At 61.3% G+C, this 24,615-nt stretch carries 17 protein-coding genes and 2 pseudogenes; 8 read left to right on the top strand and 11 right to left on the bottom strand.

Features of this window, described 5'->3' with window-relative positions; translation table 11 throughout:
• The first annotated feature begins 46 nt into the window (after window positions 1-46).
• Window positions 47-1,372: an MFS transporter gene (locus tag NXY83_RS18490; RefSeq protein ID WP_258803667.1), complete on the top strand. Its 1,326-nt coding sequence runs from the start codon at window positions 47-49 to the stop codon at window positions 1,370-1,372.
• Window positions 1,373-2,003: 631 nt separating this feature from the next.
• Window positions 2,004-2,429, top strand: a complete 426-nt coding sequence (locus NXY83_RS18480; RefSeq protein ID WP_309484101.1) for a PDDEXK nuclease domain-containing protein — start codon at window positions 2,004-2,006, stop codon at window positions 2,427-2,429.
• A gap of 451 nt (window positions 2,430-2,880) precedes the next feature.
• On the opposite strand, the gene NXY83_RS18475 is transcribed toward NXY83_RS18480, so the two are convergent.
• The 5 genes and pseudogenes from NXY83_RS18475 to NXY83_RS18460 all read right to left on the bottom strand — a co-directional run bounded on the left by NXY83_RS18475 (window position 2,881) and on the right by NXY83_RS18460 (window position 8,530).
• The gene (locus tag NXY83_RS18475; RefSeq protein WP_258803666.1) at window positions 2,881-3,096 is read right to left on the bottom strand and encodes a hypothetical protein; all 216 of its coding nucleotides are present in this window, start codon (window positions 3,094-3,096) and stop codon (window positions 2,881-2,883) included.
• Between the two features lie 175 nt (window positions 3,097-3,271).
• Window positions 3,272-5,968, bottom strand: coding sequence for a glycoside hydrolase family 3 C-terminal domain-containing protein (locus tag NXY83_RS18470; RefSeq protein ID WP_258803665.1), 2,697 nt, complete (start codon window positions 5,966-5,968; stop codon window positions 3,272-3,274).
• 570 nt (window positions 5,969-6,538) lie between these two features.
• Window positions 6,539-6,985, bottom strand: coding sequence for a TetR family transcriptional regulator C-terminal domain-containing protein (locus NXY83_RS18465; RefSeq protein ID WP_258803664.1), 447 nt, complete (start codon window positions 6,983-6,985; stop codon window positions 6,539-6,541).
• A 15-nt stretch (window positions 6,986-7,000) separates the two neighbouring features.
• Window positions 7,001-7,138 (bottom strand): annotated as a pseudogene (locus tag NXY83_RS21125) (TetR family transcriptional regulator); the annotation flags it as partial.
• A 786-nt stretch (window positions 7,139-7,924) separates the two neighbouring features.
• Entirely contained in the window at window positions 7,925-8,530 is a 606-nt protein-coding gene (locus NXY83_RS18460; RefSeq protein ID WP_258803663.1) for a TetR/AcrR family transcriptional regulator, read from the bottom strand.
• A 321-nt stretch (window positions 8,531-8,851) separates the two neighbouring features.
• Here NXY83_RS18460 and NXY83_RS18455 point away from each other — a divergent pair, with 321 nt between their 5' ends.
• The gene (locus NXY83_RS18455) at window positions 8,852-10,867 is read left to right on the top strand and encodes a PKD domain-containing protein (RefSeq protein ID WP_258803662.1); all 2,016 of its coding nucleotides are present in this window, start codon (window positions 8,852-8,854) and stop codon (window positions 10,865-10,867) included.
• A gap of 214 nt (window positions 10,868-11,081) precedes the next feature.
• On the opposite strand, the pseudogene NXY83_RS21120 reads toward NXY83_RS18455, so the two are convergent.
• Window positions 11,082-11,213 (bottom strand): annotated as a pseudogene (locus tag NXY83_RS21120) (IS630 family transposase); the annotation flags it as partial.
• Window positions 11,214-11,479: 266 nt separating this feature from the next.
• On the opposite strand from NXY83_RS21120, the gene NXY83_RS18450 reads away from it, so the two are divergent.
• Complete coding sequence (locus NXY83_RS18450; RefSeq protein WP_258803661.1) at window positions 11,480-12,310, top strand: hypothetical protein; 831 nt, start codon at window positions 11,480-11,482, stop codon at window positions 12,308-12,310.
• A 400-nt stretch (window positions 12,311-12,710) separates the two neighbouring features.
• On the opposite strand, the gene NXY83_RS18445 is transcribed toward NXY83_RS18450, so the two are convergent.
• Genes NXY83_RS18445 through NXY83_RS18430 form a run of 4 tightly spaced genes read right to left on the bottom strand, consistent with a single transcriptional unit; the run spans window position 12,711 to window position 16,133 of the window.
• Complete coding sequence (locus tag NXY83_RS18445) at window positions 12,711-13,748, bottom strand: SMP-30/gluconolactonase/LRE family protein (RefSeq protein ID WP_258803660.1); 1,038 nt, start codon at window positions 13,746-13,748, stop codon at window positions 12,711-12,713.
• Window positions 13,745-15,601 carry a flavin-containing monooxygenase gene (locus tag NXY83_RS18440; RefSeq protein WP_258803659.1) on the bottom strand — a complete coding sequence of 619 codons (1,857 nt, stop codon included), beginning with the start codon at window positions 15,599-15,601 and terminating at the stop codon, window positions 13,745-13,747. Before NXY83_RS18440 ends, NXY83_RS18445 begins: the two co-directional genes overlap by 4 nt.
• Window positions 15,550-15,729, bottom strand: coding sequence for a hypothetical protein (locus NXY83_RS18435; RefSeq protein WP_258803658.1), 180 nt, complete (start codon window positions 15,727-15,729; stop codon window positions 15,550-15,552). The genes NXY83_RS18440 and NXY83_RS18435 overlap by 52 nt, the downstream gene beginning before the upstream one ends.
• 56 nt (window positions 15,730-15,785) lie before the next feature.
• Entirely contained in the window at window positions 15,786-16,133 is a 348-nt protein-coding gene (locus NXY83_RS18430; protein ID WP_258803657.1) for an SDR family NAD(P)-dependent oxidoreductase, read from the bottom strand.
• Window positions 16,134-16,186: 53 nt separating this feature from the next.
• On the opposite strand from NXY83_RS18430, the gene NXY83_RS18425 reads away from it, so the two are divergent.
• Window positions 16,187-16,765, top strand: a complete 579-nt coding sequence (locus NXY83_RS18425) for a TetR family transcriptional regulator (RefSeq protein ID WP_258806332.1) — start codon at window positions 16,187-16,189, stop codon at window positions 16,763-16,765.
• A 318-nt stretch (window positions 16,766-17,083) separates the two neighbouring features.
• On the opposite strand, the gene NXY83_RS18420 is transcribed toward NXY83_RS18425, so the two are convergent.
• The gene (locus NXY83_RS18420; protein ID WP_258803656.1) at window positions 17,084-19,087 is read right to left on the bottom strand and encodes a hypothetical protein; all 2,004 of its coding nucleotides are present in this window, start codon (window positions 19,085-19,087) and stop codon (window positions 17,084-17,086) included.
• Window positions 19,088-19,276: 189 nt separating this feature from the next.
• On the opposite strand from NXY83_RS18420, the gene NXY83_RS18415 reads away from it, so the two are divergent.
• Genes NXY83_RS18415 through NXY83_RS18405 form a run of 3 tightly spaced genes read left to right on the top strand, consistent with a single transcriptional unit; the run spans window position 19,277 to window position 24,611 of the window.
• The gene (locus NXY83_RS18415) at window positions 19,277-20,515 is read left to right on the top strand and encodes a family 1 glycosylhydrolase (protein WP_258803655.1); all 1,239 of its coding nucleotides are present in this window, start codon (window positions 19,277-19,279) and stop codon (window positions 20,513-20,515) included.
• Window positions 20,512-21,549: a Gfo/Idh/MocA family protein gene (locus tag NXY83_RS18410; protein WP_258803654.1), complete on the top strand. Its 1,038-nt coding sequence runs from the start codon at window positions 20,512-20,514 to the stop codon at window positions 21,547-21,549. The genes NXY83_RS18415 and NXY83_RS18410 overlap by 4 nt, the downstream gene beginning before the upstream one ends.
• The gene (locus NXY83_RS18405; RefSeq protein ID WP_258803653.1) at window positions 21,546-24,611 is read left to right on the top strand and encodes a glycoside hydrolase family 2 TIM barrel-domain containing protein; all 3,066 of its coding nucleotides are present in this window, start codon (window positions 21,546-21,548) and stop codon (window positions 24,609-24,611) included. Before NXY83_RS18410 ends, NXY83_RS18405 begins: the two co-directional genes overlap by 4 nt.
• Window positions 24,612-24,615: the final 4 nt, after the last annotated feature.

The following is a 24,615-nucleotide window of genomic DNA, read 5'->3' as shown; positions in this document are numbered from 1 at the left end:
TATTTCAGTGTGCAGTGTCGCACCCGAACGCCCCAGGAGACGCTTTATGTCCCACCCACAGCCCCTTTCGACCGCCGCGTCGGCCAGTGCGCGCGCGCAGGTCCCGCTCGATGATGCTCCCTTCAAGCCAATCCATGCACTGGCCACGGCCTGCGTGTTGGGAGGCGCGGCAGTCGACGGTTATGTCCTCGGCATCATCGGTTCCGGCATCGCCTTGGCGAAGAATGAACTTGCCCTCACCGCCTTGAGCCAGGGGCTGATCGCCTCCAGCGCCTTGATCGGTGTCTTCATCGGCGGGCTGATCTTCGGCTCCCTGGCCGACCGGTACGGGCGCCGCCCGGTGTTCACTTGGAACCTGATCGCCTTCGTGGTGCTGTCCCTGCTCCAGCTGTTCGCGGTCGGCGTCTGGGATCTAGTCGCCCTGCGCCTCGCGCTCGGCCTCGCCATCGGCGTGGAGTATGCCGTCGGCACCGCGGTGCTGGCTGAGTTTTCCCGTAAAAAGGGCCGCGGCGTGCTGCTGGGCAACTTTGCCGTCTTTTGGATGGTCGGTTTCGTCGCCGCCTTCATGGTCGGGCTGCTCTGGTCGGGGGACAACTGGCGCCTGCTGCTGGCGACCAGCGCAGTCCCCGCCTTCATCGTGTTCGTGCTGCGCTCCCGCTTGCCCGAGTCCCCGATGTGGCTGAAGGCCCGCGGCCGCGACAACGAGGCGGAAGCTGTCGTGCTTAAGCATTACGGAGAGGGATACGTCGTTCCCCAGGTCAAGCTGGAACAGAAGCATGCGAAGGTCTCGGACCTGTTCACCCGGCAGACCTGGCGCCCCCACCTGTACTCTGGACTGTTCTGGTTCTGCCAGGTCGGCCCCTTCTTTGCGATCTTCACCTTCCTCACCCCGGTGTTCAACGGCCTGGGCGTCACCGACGCCGTAACCGTCGAAATCTGGCTCAACGTGGTCCAACTCGCCGGTGCCGTCTTCGGTTTGTACCTGCTGCACAAGCTCACCAGGCGCGGCTTCGTGAACTGGACCTTCGCCCTGATGTTCCTGACCCTGCTGTCCCTCGGGCTGTTCGGCAACGCTCCACTATGGCTGACCGTCGGCCTCTTCGCGTTCTACCTGTTTATGGCCCCGGCAGCGAACAACATCCAGTACGTCTACCCCAGCGAAATTTTTGATACCCGTGTCCGGGGGACCGGCGTGGGCTTCTCCGCAGCGTTCTCCCGCATCTCCGCGGCTGGGGCCACCTACCTGTTCCCGCTCCTCCTGGCAGAACTGGGCACCTCTGCCACGCTGCTCCTGGTATCGGCCTTCCCCCTGCTCGGACTTATCCTCTCCGTCCTCTGGGCACCGGAGACCAAGGAAAAGACCCTGCGCTGAGGCGGAGAGCCGGAGCCCGGGAAGGAAGTAAACTGACCGGCCCTAAGCCATCGCGAAGCCGGACCCATCTCGTGGAGTCGACGGGCACGATCCGAAGCCGGAGAACGTGCTGACAAGCGCGCGCCCCCATAGAATCCACCGAGAGAACGCATTGCACACCGACGCACGGATGCGGATCAGGATCACCTGATCCGCATCCGTGCGTCGCCCTTTGGTCTTACCTGGCACGGCCCAAGCGACAACGGCTCCGCGGGCAGATTTAGCCTTGGGCTCAAAGTGGTCATCTTCGTCGCATCGCATGCCTCCGCCCCTTGCAGGCGTCCCGCTTGGCAAAGGGGATGCCTTCCCGCTGGTGATCCCTAGTGATGGAGCGCTCGAGTTCAGCGAAAGGCCCTATGACGGAGAGCATGAGGTTGGCCATAGGGGAGTCCCATGCATGGAGCGGAGGACCAATTGCGCAACAGCCTGGTGCCCAATTGCCCTGGGACCACATCTCCGTTGATAAGCAACTCGACCCGGCCACCCGGACTGGTACGCCTTGTCTGCCGTCGAATACGGCTGGTCCCCAAACATTTGCTGAACATGATCGTGAACAAGACCCTCGAACGTTCAGGAGCCGTCCCCTCCAACTTTGCGCAACAGCTTGTTGCGCACGACTCCGAGCTCGCACAACAGATCGCCAAAGACCCTACAGATTCGAGTTCCTCGGCCGACAAGCACACTTCGATTTCGGAGGCGACGACTTGTACATAGACCTGCTCTTCTTCCACGTCGAACAACTCGGCTACATCGTCTCGAACTCAAGAAATTCCAGCCAGAGTACACCGGCAAACTCAACTTCTATATCGCCCTCGTCGATGATCGTCTACGCCGCGAGGCCCACGCCGAAACCGTCGGAATCCTCATCTGCGGCAGCAAGAACGACCACACCTTCCGCTACAGCGTCGGTCGGGCCACCCCACCAATGGCCGTAGCCTCATATACCTACGATGCGCTTCCACCAGACCTGCAACACGAGCTACCCGACCCAGAGTCACTAACCGCTGCCCTGGACTGAACCAGCCTGACGCAGCCACAAGTAGACCGGGCATGCGCAAAGGCTGGCCTTCGCTTCCTGACTGTGCGCCTAAACCCGGTGACTTCAAGCTGTCCACAGTTGGGGTCAATCCGGTTTATCCACGCCTGGAATGCGGAGCCTAGGGGTAGCTCCCTCAGCAGCAGTAGCGGTGGATAACCCACCAGGATTGTCCCCTGGTCAGCCGAACCAACTGTCCAGACGGTCATGGAAATTTGCGCAATAGGTTGCCGAGCGCCCGTGGGCGCAAGTTCATCAGCGGGTCGGCTGTCAGGTTTGAACCTAAGACCGTGCGCTCGGCATATACAGGAACTGCCTTTCTGATCCTATTCTGACGCTCCATTTCTTGCTGCCTGACGACAAGTTGGGGTGTGCTCAACTGGACGAACAGGCATGAGGCAACCCGGTTTGGTCATGCCTTGTAAGTGGTCAGCTAGACAAGCGATAGTTCGCGGGTCTCGCCGTATGGCACCGCTTCATCGAGTGCAAGAGTGAACCGACAAGAGTCGTGACGCGTAACCAGGATGCCAACTGCTCTCTCAGTCTTTGAGATGAGGCGGAGAGCGGCTTCTGCGTCTTCGAGCATCTCGTGCAACAGCTCAGGATCGGTGACGACTATTTCGCGGCGTTCCATAGCGTGCTTGGGCATATCAAACCTTTCCTAGGCTTAGATGTTGGGGAATGTTTTGCTGCCGGGGCTTTCCATTAGCTCAATAGCACGGTGAGCCGTCAGCAGGATCACGCTCGGGCGTATCCTGCTGACGGCTGAAAGTGCTTTAGTTTGGGGGGTGATTACGGCTTAAATCACCCCCGTTGTGTATTCATCACCACATCCATATCTCATCTACCCAAGCCGTTTGCGGCGAAGCAAGAGTGCTGGGAGTGGCCGTCCCCAGGCTGAGCCGTAGCTGGGAGACACCCTTGGGGACGGTGAGGCGGCCGATGGCCCCAAATGTTGTTGTGGTTGCGCCATCTGGGGCTATTGTCAGCGGCGCACCCACTACGGATCCGGTTGAATCAAGGTATGTCACGTTCAGCTGTGGCACCAGATCGGTTGCCGCAGACTTCGTATTCATGGCCAGGCTGTAGCTTTCACCGGCAGTTACCTCGATAGGGTCAGAGCTCCAGGTTCCGCCTGTTGTCAGGCTGCTGGTAATACCCACTGCGTCCGTTCCGTCAGTGGAGTGCTCTCCGGTCTGGTTATAGCTGGCACCTGATCCGGTCCCAGTCCAGCCGTCAGGGGCGCTCCCACTCGACGATTGCTCGAAAGAGCCGTTGGTGACCTTGTTGCCGCGAATCGTGATGGTTCGCACCAATTGGTTGTTGCTTTCATCGAATTCAGGGATGTCCCCGTCCGGATCCACGGTTGCCGTAATTACGTGGTCGCCCTTGGCGCTGCGACTGTCCCAGGCCAGAGACACGTCCCGCGTAGCACCACCGGTCACGGAAGTCGGAGTGGTCCGCCCGATCAGCATGTCACCATCCCGGAACTCCACGACAACACCGCTGAGGTCCGACGGACCTGAGTTGGTTAAAGTCGCGGTAAGCACAGTCTCCTTCGGCCGGTGTTGAGCTGCAACCAAATTCGTTACTGAGAGATCCGCCTGCGCATCAAGGTTGATTACGTGAGGCCCGCAATCGGTGCCGACGCCGCGTGCAGCAGCACCGATCGCTTGGAGGTCCCGGGACGAGTTGCCTGCCATTACTGCGTAGCAGCCGGGCGCAACTTTCCAATCATCATGGTCGGTGCTCCAGTAGGAGAAAGCACGATCATTGAGCGGAAAGCTCACCTGCCGTGCCTCCCCGGGAGTGAGAGCGATTTTTTCAAAGCCTTTGAGCTGCTTTGGCGGTTGCTTCAAGTCAGCACTCGGATCGGGCAGGCCGAGGTAGAGCTGGGGAACCGCGATACCTGGGCGGTCGCCGGTGTTGGTGACTGTGACCGATACGGTAGCCACCGAATCGGTGTTCGGCTTCGCCGGAGTGATTTGAAGGTCCCGGTAGTCGAAGGTGGTGTAGGACAAGCCGTGGCCGAAGGCAAAGGCAGGTTCGAAGCCGTTTTCGTCGTACCAGCGATGCCCGACCAGCACCCCCTCCTTGTAGTGCACGTTTTCAGCCACGCCCGGGTACTTCTCGATGTCGCCTGCCGTTGGAAGTTGATCCACGTTCTGCGGGAATGTGACTGGCAGCCGACCTCCCGGATCGACATCGCCGAACAATACGCGGGCAAGGGCTGTTCCGGCCTCCCCGCCCGGGTACCATGCCTCAAGCACCGCTGCAACATCATTGCGCCACGGAGTGAGTACCGGTCCGGGGGTCTCGAGCACAACGATTGTGTTCGGATTGGCAGCGGCGACTGCGCGGATCAGCGCGTCCTGGTCTGGCTCCGTGGCGGAACATTGCAGGCTAATGCAAGCGTCATCGGTCAGTGATCCCCGTGTTTTTTTGGTCACCACAACGACGGCTACATCCGATTCCTTTGCCACATTTGCCGCTCGTGCCTGGTCGCTGCCGTCGTCGTGCCGGACGTCTACATCGGAGCCGGCCCTTTTTGTGATGCCCTCCAAAGGTGTCACAACGGAATACGGGACAGTGGTAGCTGACCCGCCCCCGCCCGGGACAGAATCGGCACCTGGCCCAATGACGGCTACGGACGCTAGCCCTGCCGTCTTGAGTGGCAGTACCCCCTTATTGCTCAAAAGGGTAAGCGCGTTTTCCTCAACCTCGGCGGCCACCTGGGCGTGGGCTACTTTATCGATCTTTGACTCGTCCTGCACGTAAGCAGGACGGTCGAACATCCCATGATCGAACATGGTGCGCAGGATGCGCTTTACATGCTCTTCCATGATTTCCACGGTGGACAGACCCGCGGCGAGAGTTGCGTTCACGGCGGCAGGGCCGTAGGAAACACCCGGATACGGTTCGAAGTCCAGCCCGTTGTTCAGGCCGCCATCGGTGCTTTTCGCGGCGAGGTAATCGGTCAAAACGTATCCGGGAAAGCCCCACTCGCCCTTGAGGATGTCTTTCAGCAGGTGCTCGTTTTCGCATGCAAACTGATAGTTAACCCGGTTATACGAGCACATGATGGAGGCAGGATTCGCCTCTTTCACGGCTGCTTCGAATTGCGGCAAATAGATTTCGCGCAGTGTGCGCTCATCGACTATGGCGTTGTAGGAGAACCTCGTACCGCCGGTGGAACCCTCTTGGTTGTAAACGGCCATATGTTTGAGGTTGGCCATCACGCCCTGATCCTGCAAGCCGTTGATGAAGCCCACGGCTGTCCGGCCGGACAAGGTTGGGTCCTCTCCATATGACTCAAAGGTTCGCGAGTTTAAGGGCGTCCGCATAATATTTACGGTCGGACCAAAAACGACGTCGTTGCCCTTGTGCTTTGCCTCGTCACCTATCACGGCTCCGTAAGCGCTGGCCAGGCCGGGGTCCCAGGTAGCGGCGAGGCCGAGCGGGCTGGGCAGCGCAGTTGCTTCTCCCTGCCTGACGCCTGCTGGTCCGTCGGTGTAGTACATCGGAGGGATCCCGAGTCTGGGCACACCGTTGCTCTGGCCTGCGTGACCACTCTCGCCAGCTATCTGCCCCAACGGGGTATCCCCGAGAGCGCCGCTGGGAGTAATGGCGTCACCGGCCAGGAGTGAAATTTTTTCCTCCTGGGTCATAGCTGCCAGCAGCAGATCCGCGCGTGCATCGGGCGACAGGGAGTCATCACACCAGGGCCGTTGAAGAACATCCCCGCAGGGGCTGGTGCTGGCAGAAGCAGAGGATGTCACGAAAGGAAGGGTGGCGGCCAGCACAAGGGCCGACGTGGCAGCCGAGGCCAATCGAATAGACCAAGCAACAGACATGTGGGCTCCAGGGTGGTTGTGCAACGTCGAACAATGTTGACGATCCTAAAGCGCCCGGACGCGAAATTCAACCACTTGGTCAATATTGGCACCGGGCTTACTAGCAGAACAGGTTAGGCCACAAGCCAGAGAGTGCGTGATGCTGATGCCGCCTTCGGCTCTGGGTGCGGGGCTTTGGCTACCTTGAGCTCTCGAACTGGTCAGATGCAGCTGCTGAGTGAACTCGGAGCTCTGCCGCTACGTCTCGGGCTCCAGGATGAGGTCAAAGAACTGATCGAGGGGGCTGAGGATGTCCAGACCGGTATCGAGGAGCCACTGAGTCTGCATCCCGTCAAGCATCGCCAAAAAAAGCACTGCCGCATGTTCGGGGTCCAATCCCTTGCGTAGTCGACCTTGATCTTGCAGTCGTTGCAGGAAAGCCACCGTCCTGGCGCGCCCTTCCTCATAGCGGGTAACGAAATATTCATGCGCGGCATGGTCGGTGCGAGAGGCAGCACTTGTGAGTTCCGCCCAAAAACGAATCAACTCCGGCCTTTGCTGATGACGGAGCAATAGGTCGCGCAAGAAAGTCTTGCCGCCCGCCGCGTTGTCCTCCGTGTAAGCGCTGTGCTGCAACTCTTCCTCATCGCTGGATGCGAGTACCGCCAGGAGCAACTCGTCCTTGCTGGGGAAGTGATAAAGCACGCTGGCGTGTGCAATTCCAGCCCGCTCCGCTACGTCTCGCAGTGACGACCCAGTGACGCCGTGTTGGGCAAAGCTGTCCCGCGCTGCCCGTATGATCGCCTTTTGCCGCTCAACTGTCTTCGCATACCTGCCTCTTTTCCTATCCGCTTCCACCGGTCGCTCCCCTCGTCACGATGATGCCCATTCTTGCCGGAGCTAAATGCCTAAGCCCATTCAGGCCCCGAATGCCTGCTGAGAGCCGTCGGCGAGCTTCGCATCCTGCCTGTCCGCTTGAAGATTCAAGTCTTCCACGTTCCCAGGACCTTTTCTTTGCCCTCCCCTACAGTTTTTCGAGCCTTGGCAAGCGAAGGTTTTCACACCACCATGGCTTGCGAAGTCAGATAGTCCCTGGCATCAGGACCTGTCCGTTCTTCGAGGGCCGGGGTTTATCTTCCGTCAGTTAGGCGACGCCCGCTAAGCAGTAACAACCGTGCCGGCAGGGGAGGAACCGACTCGGACGTGGCTTGGCGCAGGTACTGGTAGACCCTCTCCCGGCTGATCCCGCAAACATGGGCAAGGACGGCAAGTACGGCTTCCGGAACACCGCTGCCGCCTCACCGAGCCGAATTGCGCGGCGTCACTCCAGCCAGGGTGGCAGCGGGAGCGGATGGGCACCTTTTTGGTCGGTCCTGGCTGGGGAACCGATGGAGGAGAGCCTTGTGAACGACAGCTGGACTGCGACGACCCAACTCCAAAAAAAGAATCTTCCGGTGCAGTGGATGAAAGCCCGTCCCCCTAAGAGCGCGAACTGGAGGACGAGCTGGCCGACCGAGACACGATGAACCGAATCCCGCGTGGGGATAGATGTCGTAGTGGAGGACCCGCGGACCGCGGAGGTGCTCAAGCCCTGGTGCCGGTAGCATTCCCGAAATAAAATTTCAGGCCTGCTACGTCCGGGGCTTACTGGTTCCGATCGGCGGGGGCCGGAAGGCTGCTGACCTGGTTCCAGAAACGAAGGAATTGCGCGGCCATGTCGATGCTCGGGTCATATAACCACTGGGTCTGCAGGCCGTCCATGACCGCGAGCATCACCACGGCCAGGCTCTCAGGTTCGACGTGACGGGGCATGTTTCCTGCGTCCTGAAGCGTCCGCACTGCATCCGCGACGCGAGCACGGAAGGCATCATGGCGCTCCTGTAAATAGGAATGCGCGGGGTGCTCCGGCGAAGTTGCCTCCGCGACCAGCCCAGCATACAACTGCACAAGTCCGGGAACGTCACTGCTGTGCCGAATCAACCGCGCTACAGATCCGCCCATATCAACATTGCTGTCGCCGCTGCCGTACGTTACCTCATCGAGCCGGTCCCGGTGCCTGAGGATCTCGACAAAGAGGTTTTCCTTGCTGCCGAAGTAGTACAGGAGGCCGTTTTGCGTCAGGCCGACGGCATCGGCTAGGTGCCGGACCGTGGCCCCGCTATACCCAACCCGGGCCACGACTTCCAATGCTTTTTCAATAATTTCTTCGCGTTTCGCCACGCCTTTTGGATATGAACCTTGCCGAGTCATGTGGGAAGTCTAGCCCTTGCCACAAAAAACTGCATGACGTACAGTTTCTTGTTATTGGTCGCTTCAAGCGCCCTATGAGGGATGACCTCAAAAGCGGACAAAGTGTTCCTTGAACAGCTTCATTAGCTACTGCCTATGGCGCCACTCTCGGCCCGTTTCTGTACCGACGACCCTTGGCGTATCGCAACCTTCGGATCGAACAGCGCAGTTCATCATTTATAAGGAGTATCAATGGTTTTTGACTGTCATCTCAGGACTACCTCCCCGGCTATCCGCCCACAGCTGCAGTCAGCGCGGTATGTGAAACAGGCGGCGGCAGGCATGGTCGTTGCACTAGCGGTTTCGCTGGCGCCGGCGACCGGCGCCGCAGCCGTAACCCCGCCACAGTGCGCATCACCAGCCGGGGGCGGACCATTGTGGGTCACCGCGGATTGCGTGGATCCCAAGTTCAACCGCCCGGTCATCGACAGTGAAACCGACGTCGCTACTCCCGTGCCGCATCGGAAGGTGTCCGGGCACTTCGAGGGAACGGATGCCAAGTTCAACATCTACTTGCCCTCCAAGGAGAGCTGGGAGGGCAGGTTCTTCCAGAAGCTCTACCCCCTTCAAGGCCCGGAAGCTTCAGCTGAGACAATCGCGTTCGCCGCTTCCAGCGGCGGGTACGCCGTTCAAACCAGCAACAGTGCCGGATACCGGATTGACGCCGCGGCGGCCAAGTTTTCCGAGACCGTGGCTGCTGAATACTACGGAAAATCCGACGGGAAGATTTACGGTTACGCCTACGGGGGCAGCGGCGGCTCGCTCCAGACCATCGGCGCGATCGAGAACTCCGTGGGCGTCTGGGACGGTGCTGTACCGTACGTTGTCGGACTGCCCACTTCCATCACCAACAACTACTTCAGCAGATCATTCGCCCGGATTGTGCTGAAGGACAAGGCTCCCCAGATCGCCGATGCCGTCAGCCCGGGCGGAAGCGGAGATCCCTATGCGGGTTTGAACGACGCGGAGCGGCAGGCGCTTGACGAAGTGAGCAAATTGGGACTGCCCCTGCGCGCTTGGGAAGACTACGGGTACGCCATCGGCTTGACCCACCCGCAGGGCCTGCAGCACTTCGCGCCAACGGTACGGGGCATTGACCCAACGTATGCGGACGATTTCTGGAGCAAGCCAGGCTATCTTGGGACCGAACAATCAGCTCTTGGCCAAGTCATTCGTGAAGCGAAGACCGATCACACGTCCACCATCGTCCAGGTGAACCGGGACGCTCAGAACGTGCCGACTAGCCTTGTTCTGGACAATGTACCCGTCATCAAGGATCCTGTTGGTTTCGACTACACAGTTCACGACGCTGATGGCACGGTCATCGGGCGGGTCTCCGGGTCCCTGGACCCTGCAACCAAGATCTTTACTATCGCCAAGGAGACCCCCGCCAAGGTCCTGAACAGCATCGACGCCGGCGACAGCCTGAGGATGGACAACCGCTGGTTTATCGCGCTGTCCTCCTACCACCGCCATCAGGTTCCCACAGAGCCAGGTTACGACGCCTGGGATCAATTCCGGTCCGCGGACGGAACGCCCATCTACCCTCAACGGGCGCGTGAAATCGGGCCTCTCGTCACCCGTAGTGTCACCGGCGGCGGAACGCACACCGGCAAGGTCAACGGTAAAGTAATCATGGTCAACAGCCTCATCGATTCCGACGCGTTCAGCTGGCACGGGGATTGGTACGCCCAGCGGATGAAGGAAGCGCTTGGCGAAAACTATGACAGTAACGTTCGGCAGTGGTTCAACGACAACGCCGACCACCTTGACGATACCGTCGTTGGCTCCGGTTTGTCGGGGCCAAACTACACGGCACGCATCATCGATTTCAGGCCCAGCCTTCAGCAGGCGCTGCGGGACGTGAGCGCTTGGGCCGAGAAGGGCATCGAGCCGCCCAAGTCCACCAAGTACGAGGTAAACGACGGGCAGGTCAGCGTCCCGGCCAACGCCGCCATCCGAGGCGGCATCCAGCCAGTGGTCGACCTGACAGCCGGAGGACAGACCCGCATCGAGGTGAAAGCCGGCCAGCCCGTCACATTTACCGCCAAGATCCAGGCCCCGCCCAAGACCGGGAAGATCGTCGCGGCCGACTGGGACTACATGGGCACAGGCGACTTCGCACCGGCCTCCCTCGGGAAGGCCGGACAGGCAGCAGAGGTCCAAGGCACCTTCACGTACACGAAACCCGGCACCTACTACCCAGGACTGCGTGCGAAGTCCGAACGCAACGGGGACACCAGCAGCGGATTCGCCCAGATCCAAAACCTGGACCGGATACGCGTCGTAGTCCACTAGCGTCCCGCGCCTGAAATTCGGTTTAGCAGTCGTCCGATTGATTCCAGGATCTGTTTGCTGTCTTGGCCCAGATGAAGGACTCCGGGTTCTCGTTTCATGCCTTGACCCAGTGGCGGATGTCGGACCCGAGCGCTTGGACGCTGCGGTGGTCGCTGCGTCGCAGGACGTCTTCCGTGACTGACGAAGCCGAAGAAGCGTCGACTTGGTCAGGTCAGGAGGAATGGGTCGGGGTGAAGTGTATGTGGAAGCGGCCGTGGACCGCAAGCCAGTTCCTGACAGCAGGGGCTTTGTGGGTTTGGTAGTTGTCGTCCAGACCGTAGGGGGCTTGGTCACCAACCTTGGCCAGACAATTCCACGACTAAAGCCATCCGCATGACGTGGAGCCGGGCACAACCACTGGCTGTGCCCGGCTCTGCTTGGCGCCCAATCAGCTCAGGTGGCCGGCGTAAATGCGGGCCCTACCCGGCCGCCGGGCGGCTTTTTAGACACGAGGGCACACCTCAGCAGCCCTCAGTGCCTGAGATGCTCAAGGTCGGGAAGGGAGCCTTGAGCGTTTCAGGAACGTAGATGTGGGAGGACGCACAGGCGTTCCTGAGAAAGGAAATACGAGAGTTGGACAAGGAAGTTGCGGTCCTAATCGGCAGCAGAAACAATATCGGGGCGGCAATTATCCGCCGCGTCGGCATCGGCCGCACCATCCTGCTCGCCGACGACAACGAGAGGCGACTGAAGGCCAGTGCCGTGGAGCTGGCTGTAGAAGGTTTTCACGTTATCACGCAGGTTACCAGCGTCTCCGACCATGGCACCGTCGCCTCTCTCGCCAAAACAGCCGCGGCACTCGGACCCGTGACCCGCGTCGTACACACAACCGATCTCTCATCGATTCTCACGTCAAGGGAGGCAATCCTGCACGGGGACCTTCTCGGCACCACAGTGATCCTTGAAGAATTCGGCCAAGTCATCGCGCCGGGCGGCGCCGGAGTTGTCGTCTGCAGCCCGGGAGGCCGTATAGGCGAAGGGCACCCGTGCGACATGCAGCGTTTGTGGTCCTTCACCCCCACGTCTGAAGTGCCGGAGCTGCCGTCGGTGGCCCGATCTGGAGGTGGCTCCGGCGATGCCTGCAAACTGCACAGGCAATCCAGGCGGACCACCGCACTTCGCGTGCAGGCAGCGGCGGTCAATTGGGCAGAGCGCGATGCCATAATCAACCTCCTGAGCCCTAGCGACCTGCCCACGTCCCCCTTCGCAGGCGCAGTTACCCACTGCGGACCAACCGGAAGTCCCGGCGCCGGCCCGGTCTTCTATGTCCTGGACGGAAGCGTCGAAGGCAAGGGCCCGCAGTTCCGCATCCTCCGCGACGAAGTCAGTGACAGAATCTTCCAATCGTCAGTACGGCGCGATCAATCCTTAATCGCCCTAAATCGGGTGGCGGCCGGATTTTAAGTTCTTGTGCGGACTTGGGGAGAAACAGTCAGCAGTCTCCCCCTTCTTGTAGGTAGATCGCCAGCGGGGCGGAGAATCAATTCCCGCTGTCAGTTTGGGGTGTACCTCAATCTCATGTTGGGCTGAGCCACATGAGGCCCAAAATGAGGAGCCCGCCGTGGGTTGCACTGCACAATCCGCAGCGGGCACTCACTTAGGACGGTTTTAGTTAGCCAAGAAGCGATTGGCTACTTCAAGGGGCGTGGTTCCAGCCGCGCCTCCGCATTCATTTCGGAACGTCGCGCGTCAGAACCGGGCAGCTGCTGCTTGATGTGCGTCTTCCTCTTAGTCCAGCCCCTCCAGGTTTCCGTCGAGCAGCACCGCTACATATACCTTCTCTTTGTGTGCGCGCTCTGTTTGGTCAACCTCCGTTCGACTGGCGGGTCCCTTTCGCAAGCGCTTTGAAGGAGTAAAGGAAACCGCCGTCGCTGCCACTGACCGTGACGTAGGCCTCGGTTGTACCGGGTTTGATGGCGATGTTCGTCGCTGAGCTGAGGCCAGCTGTGTCTTCCGCAGGCATGGAGATTGTCTTCAAGAGCTGACCGTTGACGTCGTAGACGAGTACTGCCGGCCGGTTGTGCAGCCCCACGTAGAGGTTGCCTTCTGCATCCACAGCGATTGAGTCCACCTGGGAGGCTCCCGCGGAGGCATAGATGGCAGGGTGGGCTGTGGCGACTGCTGTGCCCCCTTCCGTAAGGGTGAGGTGGTCGATGCGGTTGCCGGTGTTCAGGCTCACCCAGAGGGAGGCTTCATCTGGAGAGAAGCTGATGCCGTTCGGCGATTCGAGGTTATCCGCCAGGACTGCGGGCTCGGCCGTAGTGCCGTCGATGCGTACAAGGCGTCCCTTCGCTTCCCAGTACGGCGAACGGGCACCAGTTGCGTCGGTGATGTAGAGGTTGCCCTCTGCATCGAAGGAGATGTCGTCGGGCTGCATTGGAATTCCTGCGACAGGTCCCACGAAAATTTCTTGAACGTCCTCGCCGTCCGCGGTCATGCTTCGGACTGCTCCGCTTAGGAAGTCAGTGACGTACAGGCGCCCGTTCCGGGGATTGAACTGGGCGGATGTGAGCGCGCTTCGGTCGTCCGTGTAGGCGGTGCTTACCGTTTTCGCTGTTGTGTCTACTCTCAGTACCTTGGGCGCACCGGGCGGCGCTGTCACGTCAACGAGGTAGAGGTTGCCGTCGGGGCCGAAAGTTGGTCCCTCAAGCAGCGTCATTCCGGTCACCTTGTGGACGGATGTCACCTGCATGACGCGTTTTGCTTGTTGAACGGAGGTGTCCTCTTTGTTTGACGCCGCCTCCATTGATGGGGGCGGGGCGCTGCAGGCGGCGAGGGTCATTGTCAGGAGGAGGGCGGCCGCGGGCGCCAGGGTCCGCGCCTTGGGTAGGAAGCGGCTCACCGGGAGGCACCTGCGGTCTCGCTCACCCGCACGCAGTCGTCCTGCCCCAAGGACAGGATCTCTGCCATGTCACCTTCGCGCCATTCGCGCAGGAGTCGGTGAAACGCTACTGGTCCTGGACTATATGAGGCGCCGGCGATGGAGCGGGTGCCTTCTCCGTTGTAATACCCGGGGGTGCATTCGGCCTGGAAGGCCCTGTTATCGATCGCGGTTTCTTGAACCGTTCGCACCCACGCTTCCTCGGCTGCCGCGGTGGGCTCGATGAAGCGTGCCCCGACGGCACGTCCCCGCCCGATGACTGCTGCGATGTGTTCGGCCTGTTCGAGGAGTATGTGGGCGAAGTTAACCGAGTTGGCGTTTTGGATGCCGCTGAGGTGGAACAGGTTCGGGAAGCCATGCGATGAAAAGCCATGAAGCGTGCGTGGACCCTTTGCCCAGGCTTCGAGCAAGGTTCTCCCGTCACGGCCGATCACGGGCAGGGTCCCCGACATGACTCCCGATATGCCGACCTCGAAGCCCGTGGCGAAGATGACGCAGTCGACTTCGTATTCGGTGTCGCCGACGACGACTGTGTTCTCGGTCATGCGGGTGATGCCGCCAGTGTCGGCAGTGTCGACAAGCGTGACGTTAGGCCGATTAAAGGTCTGCAGGTATGTGTCGCTGAAACCGGGGCGCTTACACATGTACCGGTACCAAGGTTTGAGGGCTTCGGCTGTTGCGGGGTCCTCGACGACGCTTTCCACCCGGGCGCGAAGGCGGTTCATCGTGAGGAAGTCATCAATTTCGTCGCGTCGTTCCCGCTCCTCGGCCGGGAGGGTGGTGTCCACAGAGCCGGAAAGGATCTTTCGCTGCAGGTTGGCGGTGGCGGTCCAGCCGTCCTTGACCAGGCTTTCTGTGACCGGCTCACCGGCAAGGACGGCGAGGAAATTCTCCATCCGCTCACGCTGCCATCCTGGTTTCAGGGATGCCGCCCATTCAGGGTCGGTGGGGCGGTTGTCCCTCACATCCACAGTGGAGGGGGTGCGTTGGAAGACGATCAATTCCTGCGCGTCCGCCCCGACATGCGGGATAACCTGAAGGCCCGTTGCCCCGGTGCCAACCACCGCTACGCGCTTGTCTGCCAAGCCCGTCAGGCAACCGTCAGGTGTGCCTCCCGTGTAGGTGTAATCCCAGCGGCTGGTGTGGAAAGTGTGCCCGCGGAAGGACTCAATACCGGGGATACCCGGCAGCTTCGGCTGCGTCAGGGTCCCCGAGGAGGTGACAACGAACCGTGCACGGAAGTGGTCACCGCGGTCGGTCTCAACAATCCACTCTTCTGCCTCTTGATGCCATTCCAACCGGGTGGCACGAGTCTGGAAAAGGCTGTCCTGGTAGAGGTCGAACTTCTCGGCGATGGCGATCGCGTGCTGGCGGATCTCCTCCCCGGGCGCATAGCGCCACTTCGGGATGTATCCGACCTCTTCGAGCAGCGGGAGGTAGACGTATGACTCGATGTCGCAGTGGATTCCGGGGTAACGGTTCCAGTACCAGGTACCTCCCACGTCGCCCGCCTCGTCCATCAACCGCACGGAGTCCACGCCCTGCTCGCGGAGGCGTGACGCGGTGAGCAGACCACCAAACCCGGCACCGATGACCAGGACTTCGCCCCTGTCTGTCTTGGGTTCGCGTTCAGTCCGCGGTGTGTAGGGGTCCTTGGCGTAGTAGCCGAACTCGCCGGCTGCCCGTCGGTACTGCCTTGCTCCGTCAGGGTGGATGCGGCGGTCACGCTCGTGGCGGTACTTCGCGCGAAGGGCTTCGACGTTCAGGTCCTCTGCGGAATCCCGGGCTGAACTCGTTTGGCGGTTGGCGGCCATAGTGGTGTTCTCCTGTCGTGGATGTCGTGGATGTCGTGGATGTCGTGGATGTCGTGGATGTCGTGGATGTCGTGGATGTCGTGGATGTCAGGGGTGGTGGAATTTTCGGCGGTTACTGCACTGACCAACCGCCGTCGGAGGTAAGGACGATTCCGTTGATGTTCGCGGCGTCGTCGCTGAGAAGTCAGGTGATTGAGGCGGCCATCTGGTCGGCGTCCACGACGGGCGGGATAAGGGTCATGAAGGGGCTAAGGCGTTCGCGGGCAAACGGTGAGGACATGGTGCCCTCGATTCCGGTTGCGGTGAGGCCGGGGGTGACAGCGTTGGTGCGGATACCGGACGGTCCGTAGACGAATGCGGAGTTTTTGGTAATGCCGGCGACGGCGTGTTCGGACGCGGTATAGGCGGTCCTGCGGCCTGGCCCCGGAGGGAAGCAATGACCAGATTTCGGTCGGACGGGCTTACGGACGGGCGGCGTTTCAAGAGTGGCTGCGACTGCACTCGTAAATCTCCCTAGACGGAACTGAGGCATGAGATGGGGTATCTATATTGATACTGCGTCTCACATTCTATACTAGGACCGTGATGGTAAGCATTCGGGACAGAACCCGCGAGGCGGTTCGGGCGGAACTGGCGAAGGCAGTTCTTGAGGTGTTCCTCAAGCGCGGGTACGCGGCCGTGACGGTTGACGACGCTGCCCGAGAAGCCGGAATTTCCCGGGCCACATTCTTTCGCTACTTCGGCAGCAAAGAAGATGTGGTGATCGCATCGGTTGAGAGCGCAAAGATCGATTATCTTGCAGCTCTCCGGGACCTGCCCGAAGGCAGGCGTCTCAGTGGTTGGCACCTGGTCCGGGCTGCAATCGAACCAGTTGTCCTCACCGCAACAAGCGAGCCAGAGCGCCTGCGCGCCCGGCTTCGGCTGATTGCCAGTGAACCGGCTTTGAAGCGGCGTCTGCTGGAGCGACGCGCCGCCAATACTGAAGCGTTGGTTGCCGCGCTCGATGAGCACCTGGGTGACACCGTTTCAGCCCGCGTCCTCGCCGCCGCTGGCCTGGCTGCAGTCGATGTTGCCTGGGAGGACTGGGCCCCGCGGGAAGAGGCCGATTTCCGTGCCATCGTCGACAACATTTTCGAACGCCTTGAAGCTGCCGCAAAAAGGTAGCAAAACTAGCCGCTTGCCTGCTTCCAGGCTTCCTGGTTCGCCAGACCTTAATGCCTCCTCGCGGGGCACCCGTTAGGAGACTCCCCGGTGCCAAGCCTCTACGGCATGAGGCTGACGGGACTGGAGCTCGGGGTTTCGGATCGGGGTAAGGGATTCCTCACCGGCACTGGTCTGCGCGAGACAACCCCGTACGAGGGCCCTCCAACGGCACTCTCGAGCCAAGGTCCGAGCGGGACGTTAGTAGTCAGTACTGAGTGGAGGCAGTCCCGGCCTACGCAGGAAGCCGGAACCGCACGGCCCCGCAGAATAAGCGCTGGGTCAGCTGACGATGATGCGGGCTCGTGCGAGGTTCTCGACCCTAGCCCACAGGGTGTCGGGATGTCCCTCGCCTTGCGACGTGACGCGGGCAGTCATGAAGTAGGTCCCAGGTTCTTCGAAGCGAACTGTGCGGGTGAGGTCAACCCGGGTCGCCGGCTGGATTGTTTCTACAGTGTCGTAAATGCCGTCGCCGTTAAGGTCCCACTCGACTGCGACGATCTCCCCCGAGCGGGGCGGCGTGTCTGCTGTTAGTCTCAGCAGAACTGGTGCCCCTGGAGAAACTTCAGCGCGAGAGCGCGAATTCGCGGTTAGCCCCGCAACCGGCTGCACACTGCCTCTTTCGGCAGCAGTAAGCGGCACGCTTACTTGTCCGTCCACAACTTCATAGGACGTACCTGCTGCGGGGGCTTCATCCTTTTCAACCCACGCGGCGAGCTGCCGCAAAGCCTCCTGCAGGACACCAATGTAGGGGATGGAGCGGGTGGGGTGTTCTTCCTCAGTTCCGCCATCCCCGTGGAGGCCATGGTCCACGTACCACAGGCGGAAACGGCCATCGAACTGCTCGCCCAGATGTTCACGAACCTTGCTTGCATACCAGTCGGCCTGCCAAGGGAACGCCTCACGGTCCAGCAAGCAGGCGACGACAATCATTTTGCCTTCGAACTTCCCCGTCTGGAGCGTTCCGGACGCCCCCTTGGCCAGCACTGGTCCGATAAGAAATGGACGCTGTGGATAGATTGGGGAGCCGTCCGGTTTGCGGTACTGGTCCCACACGGTGTACTCCGGGCCCGGTACCTGGTGCCGGTGGTAAGTCTGTGCGGCAAGAATATTGCTGTTGTCGATCTGGACGGTGTCGCCTCGCTTGAGAACATCCAGTAACAACCCTGCCTCTGGGTTGCCGATCGTGGCAAGATCAGCTTCAACGTGGTCGAGGAAAATCCGAGTGCCTTTTGCCTGCCCGGAAGTGACCACCAGCTCGGCATTTTGAGTGTTGATAGGCGCGTTCGAGGACAGGCGAACAGCAGTGACCTGCTCATGCGTCGTTTGCGTACCTCGGAACGCCTGGTCCACGCCGCCCCGTGGTCCGTGATTCCGCAAGGTTGTCCCCCCTCGGATAAGTTCAGCGACCTCAGCCTGCCACTGCAATCTGTCACCGTGGACAGAGGCCTCAGGATCGGCGCCCAGATAGCCAGGTGTCGTCCAGAACTTGGTGAAGTATTCAGGATCCATGGTTAGTAGCCCGGCAAATAGGGCCCCGAAGGCGTGGGTACCCATAGTGCGGTGGCCGAACCACGATCGTGGGGGGAAGCCCATCTTGGTGACCTCCGTAAGGGCGTCCTGTTCCTCACGAGTCAGCTCCAGCGCCGGCTCACCGCTTCCGCCCGCATCATAGGCGTCATCAATGACCTCAAATTTCTGACGAAGGACGCGTTGGGCATGCATGCGGACGGTGAAGACGTTGGGCAAGGCCATGGGGCTTCCGATGACGTAGGGAACGAAACCGTCCCATACTCCGGTAGTGTTTTCCGCTCCGCCGATGGTGCGGAAGCCTCCGCCGCTCCCGCCGTAGGCATAACCGAACGGCCGGTGTCTCCCATAGATTTCGGCGGCCAGGATGCGGGAGTAGTCTGCCGCTGCGGCGTTGGCGCGATAGGCGGAGATGCTTGGGTCGCGGTCCTGTTCAGGACGTGAAGAGTCTTGACCGCCCCCATTGGTCTCAACGAAGTAGGCGCCGCTGGAGAAAGCAAAACTGATCTTGTCTTCGCGCCCAACCGCTGTCTGGGCCAGGTTCTCGCTGTCGGGAACGGGCGTGATGTGTTGGAAAAAGCGACCGTCGTAGTCATGTGCTGGCGGGAAGTAGACCGAGAAGCGTGTGCCAGTCCCTTCGAAGCCGCCATGGACGTATCTGTGCCGTACTGGCAGCTCACGCTCCTCGTCGATGTCCACGTACGGGGCTTCAAATCCGGGATGGGCCAACAAGTGGCCAGATTGGGTTTGCTCCATTGCGGTCAATCCTCCGTGGTGTCGGGTTCCTGCGGCTGGGGCCGAACCGCCAGGTTTTCCCTTTGCGCTGCAGTGCTTTGGGACGGCGCCTCGAAACTAGTGACGCGTTTCTATATTCATGCTAGCATTCTTCAAGTGGCAATCGGTTTCCAAGTCTGGAACCCCAATTCCGACAGATCGGTGCGTACAATGACGAACTTTCCGAACGGCTTCCTTTGGGGAGCCTCCACCGCCCCTCACCAGATTGAGGGAAACAACGTCAACAGTGACTTCTGGGCGCGGGAGCAGCTACGGGCTGGCATGGAGCGCAGTGGTGATGCTGTTGACAGCTATCACCGGTACGCCGAAGACATGCAACTCCTGTCTGATGCCGGCCTCAACTCTTACAGATTCGGAATCGAGTGGGCGCGCATCGAGCCTTCTCCCGGCCACTTTTCCAGCGCCGAACTGGCCCACTACCGCCGCATGATCGACACAGCACTCAGGATGGGCCTGAAGCCCGTCATCACGCTGCACCACTTCACAAATCCCCGGTGGTTTGCCGAGGAAGGCGGGTGGATGGGCCCGCGGGCGGTCGAGCGGTTCGCGGCATATGCCGAAACCGCTGCCGGCATACTCGACGGCGTTGAGTGGATCTGCACCATGAACGAACCCAACATGCTCGCGCTGATGACCACGATGAGCCGGGCAGCGGAACAGCAAAAGGACAAAAATTGGCAAAGCCCAACCGTGGACGGCGATGCCCGCCCGGTCCTGCCAGACCCTGACCCTGAGGTCGGGTACCGGCTTGTCGAGGCCCATCACGCCGTCCGGGACCTGCTGCGGGAGCGGACCGGCGCCGCGGTGGGATGGACCGTGGCGAACCAGGCACTGGTAGCCTTGCCTGGCGGGGAGGACATGTTGCGCACCAAGCAGTTTGTCCGCGAAGACCTCTACCTTGAAGGCGCCCGTGGCGATGATTTCATCGGCGTCCAGTCCTACAGCAGCCAGAACGTCACCGCCGACGGCATCGTGCCCCACCCGCCCCATCCTGACAACACGATCGTCGGCAACGCTTACCGGCCTGACGCGCTTGGCATTGCCGTGCGCCACACCTGGGAAGTCACCGGTGGAGTGCAGATCCTCGTCACCGAAAACGGCATCGCAACGGCTGATGACGAGCGGCGCATCGCGTACACGGAAACGGCATTGCAGCACCTGTCCGCGGCGATGGACGACGGGGTCGACGTCCGGGGCTACCTGCACTGGAGTGCCCTGGACAACTATGAATGGGGCCACTGGGAACCAACATTTGGGCTGATTGCCGTGGACCGGACAACCTTCGAGCGGCACCCCAAACCGAGCCTGGCATGGCTTGGGAACGTCGCCAAGAGCGGGTCCATTTCCTCGCAGGACCAGCAGGTCAGCACGGGGACGGTGGCGTCATGACGACTCTCCAGAGCCCCGATACCGTGCAGGCCACACTGGGCTGGGGGATTGTGGGCACAGGACGAATCTCAACGAGCGTGGTCGCGGACCTGACGCAATGTGCAGGCGCGGAGATCCTGTCCGTGCACAGCCGGGACGCGTCCAAGGCTGCTGCCTTCGCCGAGCAGTTCGGCGCCCCACGCTCCGCGGACAGCTATGACGAGCTGTTGGCTGATACCGGGATTGATGTCGTGTACATCGCCACGCCCTTCGCCACTCATCATGAGATGACACGTCAGGCGCTGCTTGCAGGCAAACACGTCCTGGTCGAGAAACCGATGGCAATGACCGCTAACGAGGTGGAGGACCTGTTCCAGCTCGCGGCGGAACGGAACCTCTTCCTCATGGAGGGCATGTGGATGAAGTTCAACCCCGCCTTCAATCGGCTCCAGGAAGAAATTGCAGCGGGCAGCATCGGTGAGCCCCGCAGCCTGCGGGCAATGTTCGGCATGCCGTTTCCACAGGACGGCGGCAGCCGCTGGGACGTCAAACGCAGCGGGAGCACCCTGCTGGACCAGGGAATATACCCCGTGACCCTGGCCCATATGGTCTTCGGTGCGCCGGAATCAGTCCACGCCGCAGGCACGGTCCGCAGCGATGGCCTGGACCTCGCCGGGCACTTCACTCTTGAGTACAGCGACGGGCGCTTCGCCCAGTGCGCGGCCTCCACCCTGGAGTTCGCAGACCTTGCCGGCTCGGTCAGCGGAACCAAAGGATGGATGGTCCTCCCCGGCCCGTTTTGGGCAACCACGTCATTGAGGATGCACACCGGATCCTGGCAGAACATTATCCACGCGCCTGAGGCTATCGACCTTGACCGTGAAGGCAATGGCTATATCCCCATGCTGCGGGGGGTCAGCGATGCTATCGCTGCGGGACTCACAGAGCATCCGGTACACACGGCCGCGGACACGGTCGCCGTGTTCCGCACACTGGACAAGATCCGCGCCGCCATCGGAGCAGGCACACCAACCCTGGAGAGCAACAAGCAATGACCAGCACTGGCTTCACAGCGGCCCCCGCTGATTTCTCGGGGCTGCATCCGGTGGGTCGGCTGCCGATGGGCTCGCTTCGACGTCCCGCTGATGTTGACCTCAATGGAACATGGGACTTCCAGTTGCTGGAACGGCCGGACGCCCCGGTCAGCGATACGTGGGGAACGACGACGGTGCCCGGCCTTTGGACGATGTCCGAGGCCAGTGACCCGCCGCACTACACCAACGTGCCGATGCCTTTCGATGAGATCCCGCCGCAGCTTCCCAAGCGCAACCCCACCGGCCTCTACCGACGGACCTTCAAATTGTCCCCGGAGCCCGGACGCCGGGCGGTCCTGCACGTCGGTGCAGCGGAGTCAGCCCTTCGCGTGCTGATTAACGGCGTCCCCGTGGGACTGAGCACGGACTCCCACCTCGCGGCCGAATTCGATATCACCGAACACGTCACCCACGGCATGAACGAGCTTGTGCTCGTGGTCACCAAGTTTTCGGCCGAGAGCTACCTCGAGGATCAGGACCACTGGTGGCAGGCCGGCATCACCCGGCCGGTTTTTGTCTACACGGTGCCGGATGTGCGCATCACCGATGTTGTGGCGGTCGCCGACTACGACACAGACTCAGCCGAAGGGTCGCTGACGGTTGATGTCGAGACCGCGGGACTGGCCCACCTGACAAAAGTCGACTGGTCTGTGCAGATAGCAGTCCTGGGCCGGGAGGATACCCGGCCCATCGCCCCGCGGCGGGCGACAATGACCCTCCCCAAGCCCACCGATGAACGCGGCAGCAAACCAAGTCCCCGGTTCCCGTCCGACTTTATGGACCTGCTGAGCATCCGGGCTGCAGGCGCGGAAGTGCCCGAACGGTTCGCCGCGATCGCGGGGAACTTCGCCCAGACAGTCACCCACGAGACGGCCGCCGGAAAGGCGCGCTTCGAGCGGAAGGGGCTGGACGTTGCACCCTGGACGGCTGAAACACCACACCTGGAAAATCTCGTCGTCCGCCTCCTTGATGCAGAGGGAAAGATTGCCGATGAGGTAAGCCTCCGTATCGGCTTCCGCCGCGTCGAAATCCGGGGCCGCGATCTTCTCGTCAACGGCCAGCGCATCCTCATCCAAGGGGTGGCCCGCCACGACGTCGACCCCCGCACAGGGCGGGTGATGACAAGGGAGTCCCTCCTGACAGAGCTTTCGTTGATGAAGCGCAACAACATCAACGCTGTGCGGACAGCGCACTACCCGAACGATCCGGTCTTCCTCGACCTGTGCGATGAAATCGGCTTCTACGTCGTAGACGAGGCAGACATCGAAGGACACGCCTTCGCCGGAGGGATCGCCGACGATCCGTTGTTCCTCCCAAGCTTCATGCGCCGCTACTCACGGATGGTGCTGCGCGACCGCAACCACCCCAGCGTCATCATCTGGTCCTTGGGAAACGAGACAGGGTACGGCGCGGCCCACGACGCCATGGCTGCCTGGTCCCGCAAGACCGACCCCACCCGTCCAGTCCACTACGAAGGCGCCATAGCCAACGATTGGCATGGCGGCCACGCCGCAACTGACATTGTCTGCCCAATGTACGGCTCATTCCCTGCCCTGGAGGCATACGCCAACGACACCCGGGCGGACCGCCCACTGATTCTGTGTGAGTACGCTTTTTCCCTGGGCAACTCCACGGGCGGGCTGGACGAGTACTGGCGGCTCTTTGAATCACTGCCGGGGCTGCAGGGCGGTTTCATCTGGGGATGGCGTGACCACTCATTGGACCCCGACGGCGACGGCCACTACCGCTACGGCGGCGACTTCGGCGACGAACCCAACAGCGGAGCGATCCTCAACTATGGCATCGTCTTTCCTGACCTCACTCCGAAGCCGGCCCTCTTCGAAGCGCGGGGCATTTTCGCCCCGGTAAGGATCATCTCAGACGCTGCAACGGCCCGTGACGGGCGGCTGGAGATCCTCAACCGCCAAGCGTTCGCGGACCTCCGCGGGCTAAGGGGCGAGGTGCGGATCGAAACGGCGGACGGCCCCGTCGTCGTAACCGCCGTCGACCTCCCTGACGCCGCTCCGGGCACCACCGCGGCACTGGAACTTCCGCCCCCCGTACGCGCAGCAGCACGGGAGCCCGGTGCATTGGCGGTGACGTTGACACTCCGGACGCAGGAGCGCACACTCTGGGCGCCGGCCGGCACCGAAATAGCGGTACTCCAGGTAATCCTGGAAGCCGAACATCACCAGCTGGCGTTCGCCGACCCGATCGAGCTTGAGCTCGACGACGACGGGTCACTTTCACATCCGCTGCTGACCCGCGCCCCCGAGCTGTGCCTCTGGCGCCCGCTCACGGACAACGACCGATCCTTTGCCCTCGATAACCGCTTCGTACGTTCCGGCTTCTTCCGCCTGGACCTTGTTGATACAGAGGTAAAGCTTCAGGGAGCGGGTGCCGTGGTTACCCGGACCTATCGCACTGCCTTTGGTGATGACGTTGTCACCCACCGCCGCAGCATCACGGCAGCAGCCGAGGGCGACTGGATCATCGATGAGCACGTCATCCTGCCGGAATCCACAGGGGACGGTCTACGCGTCGGCATCGAGTTCGAACTTATCGACGGCTTCGAGGACGGACGCTGGGTGGGACTCGGGCCGTGGGAAAACTACCCCGACCGAGCGCAATCTGCGCTTCTGGGAACCTGGGAAAGCAGCATCGATGACTTGGCTGTGCCCTACATCGTCCCGCAATCCAACGGCACGCGCGGGGGAGTGCGCGAACTCCAGCTCAAGGGTCCGGCAGGCACCGTAAAGACGGAACACGCCACTGACTTACACATGACCGTATCCCGTTATTCGACCGAAGAACTCGAATCAGCAACCCATTACTGGCAGCTGCCCCGCTCTGGGAAGACCATCGTCAACCTCGATACAGCTCACCGGGGCGTAGGGACTGTGTTCCTCGGACCCGACACCCTGCCCAAGCACCGCCTCGACGGGCAGGATTACGCCTGGCAATGGCGGCTCAAGCTCGACAACCCGGCCGGCGCAACAACCGCCAAGAATTCGAAGGACTAACCTC

Source organism: Pseudarthrobacter sp. NS4 (assembly GCF_024758005.1).
Lineage (GTDB): Bacteria > Actinomycetota > Actinomycetes > Actinomycetales > Micrococcaceae > Arthrobacter.
Note: the sequence above shows the minus strand (reverse complement) of the source record. Positions and strands in the feature narration are given on the sequence as shown.

Coding starts and splice junctions, on each gene's coding strand:
- NXY83_RS18475 (WP_258803666.1), bottom strand. CDS start 3,096: ATGCCCAAGCACGCTATGGAACGCCGCGAAATAGTCGTCACCGATCCT.
- NXY83_RS18425 (WP_258806332.1), top strand. CDS start 16,187: ATGGTAAGCATTCGGGACAGAACCCGCGAGGCGGTTCGGGCGGAACTG.
- NXY83_RS18455 (WP_258803662.1), top strand. CDS start 8,852: ATGGTCGTTGCACTAGCGGTTTCGCTGGCGCCGGCGACCGGCGCCGCA.
- NXY83_RS18440 (WP_258803659.1), bottom strand. CDS start 15,601: ATGGCCGCCAACCGCCAAACGAGTTCAGCCCGGGATTCCGCAGAGGAC.
- NXY83_RS18430 (WP_258803657.1), bottom strand. CDS start 16,133: ATGCCTCAGTTCCGTCTAGGGAGATTTACGAGTGCAGTCGCAGCCACT.
- NXY83_RS18405 (WP_258803653.1), top strand. CDS start 21,546: ATGACCAGCACTGGCTTCACAGCGGCCCCCGCTGATTTCTCGGGGCTG.
- NXY83_RS18410 (WP_258803654.1), top strand. CDS start 20,512: ATGACGACTCTCCAGAGCCCCGATACCGTGCAGGCCACACTGGGCTGG.
- NXY83_RS18420 (WP_258803656.1), bottom strand. CDS start 19,087: ATGGAGCAAACCCAATCTGGCCACTTGTTGGCCCATCCCGGATTTGAA.
- NXY83_RS18470 (WP_258803665.1), bottom strand. CDS start 5,968: ATGTACTACACCGACGGACCAGCAGGCGTCAGGCAGGGAGAAGCAACT.
- NXY83_RS18490 (WP_258803667.1), top strand. CDS start 47: ATGTCCCACCCACAGCCCCTTTCGACCGCCGCGTCGGCCAGTGCGCGC.
- NXY83_RS18460 (WP_258803663.1), bottom strand. CDS start 8,530: ATGACTCGGCAAGGTTCATATCCAAAAGGCGTGGCGAAACGCGAAGAA.
- NXY83_RS18415 (WP_258803655.1), top strand. CDS start 19,277: ATGACGAACTTTCCGAACGGCTTCCTTTGGGGAGCCTCCACCGCCCCT.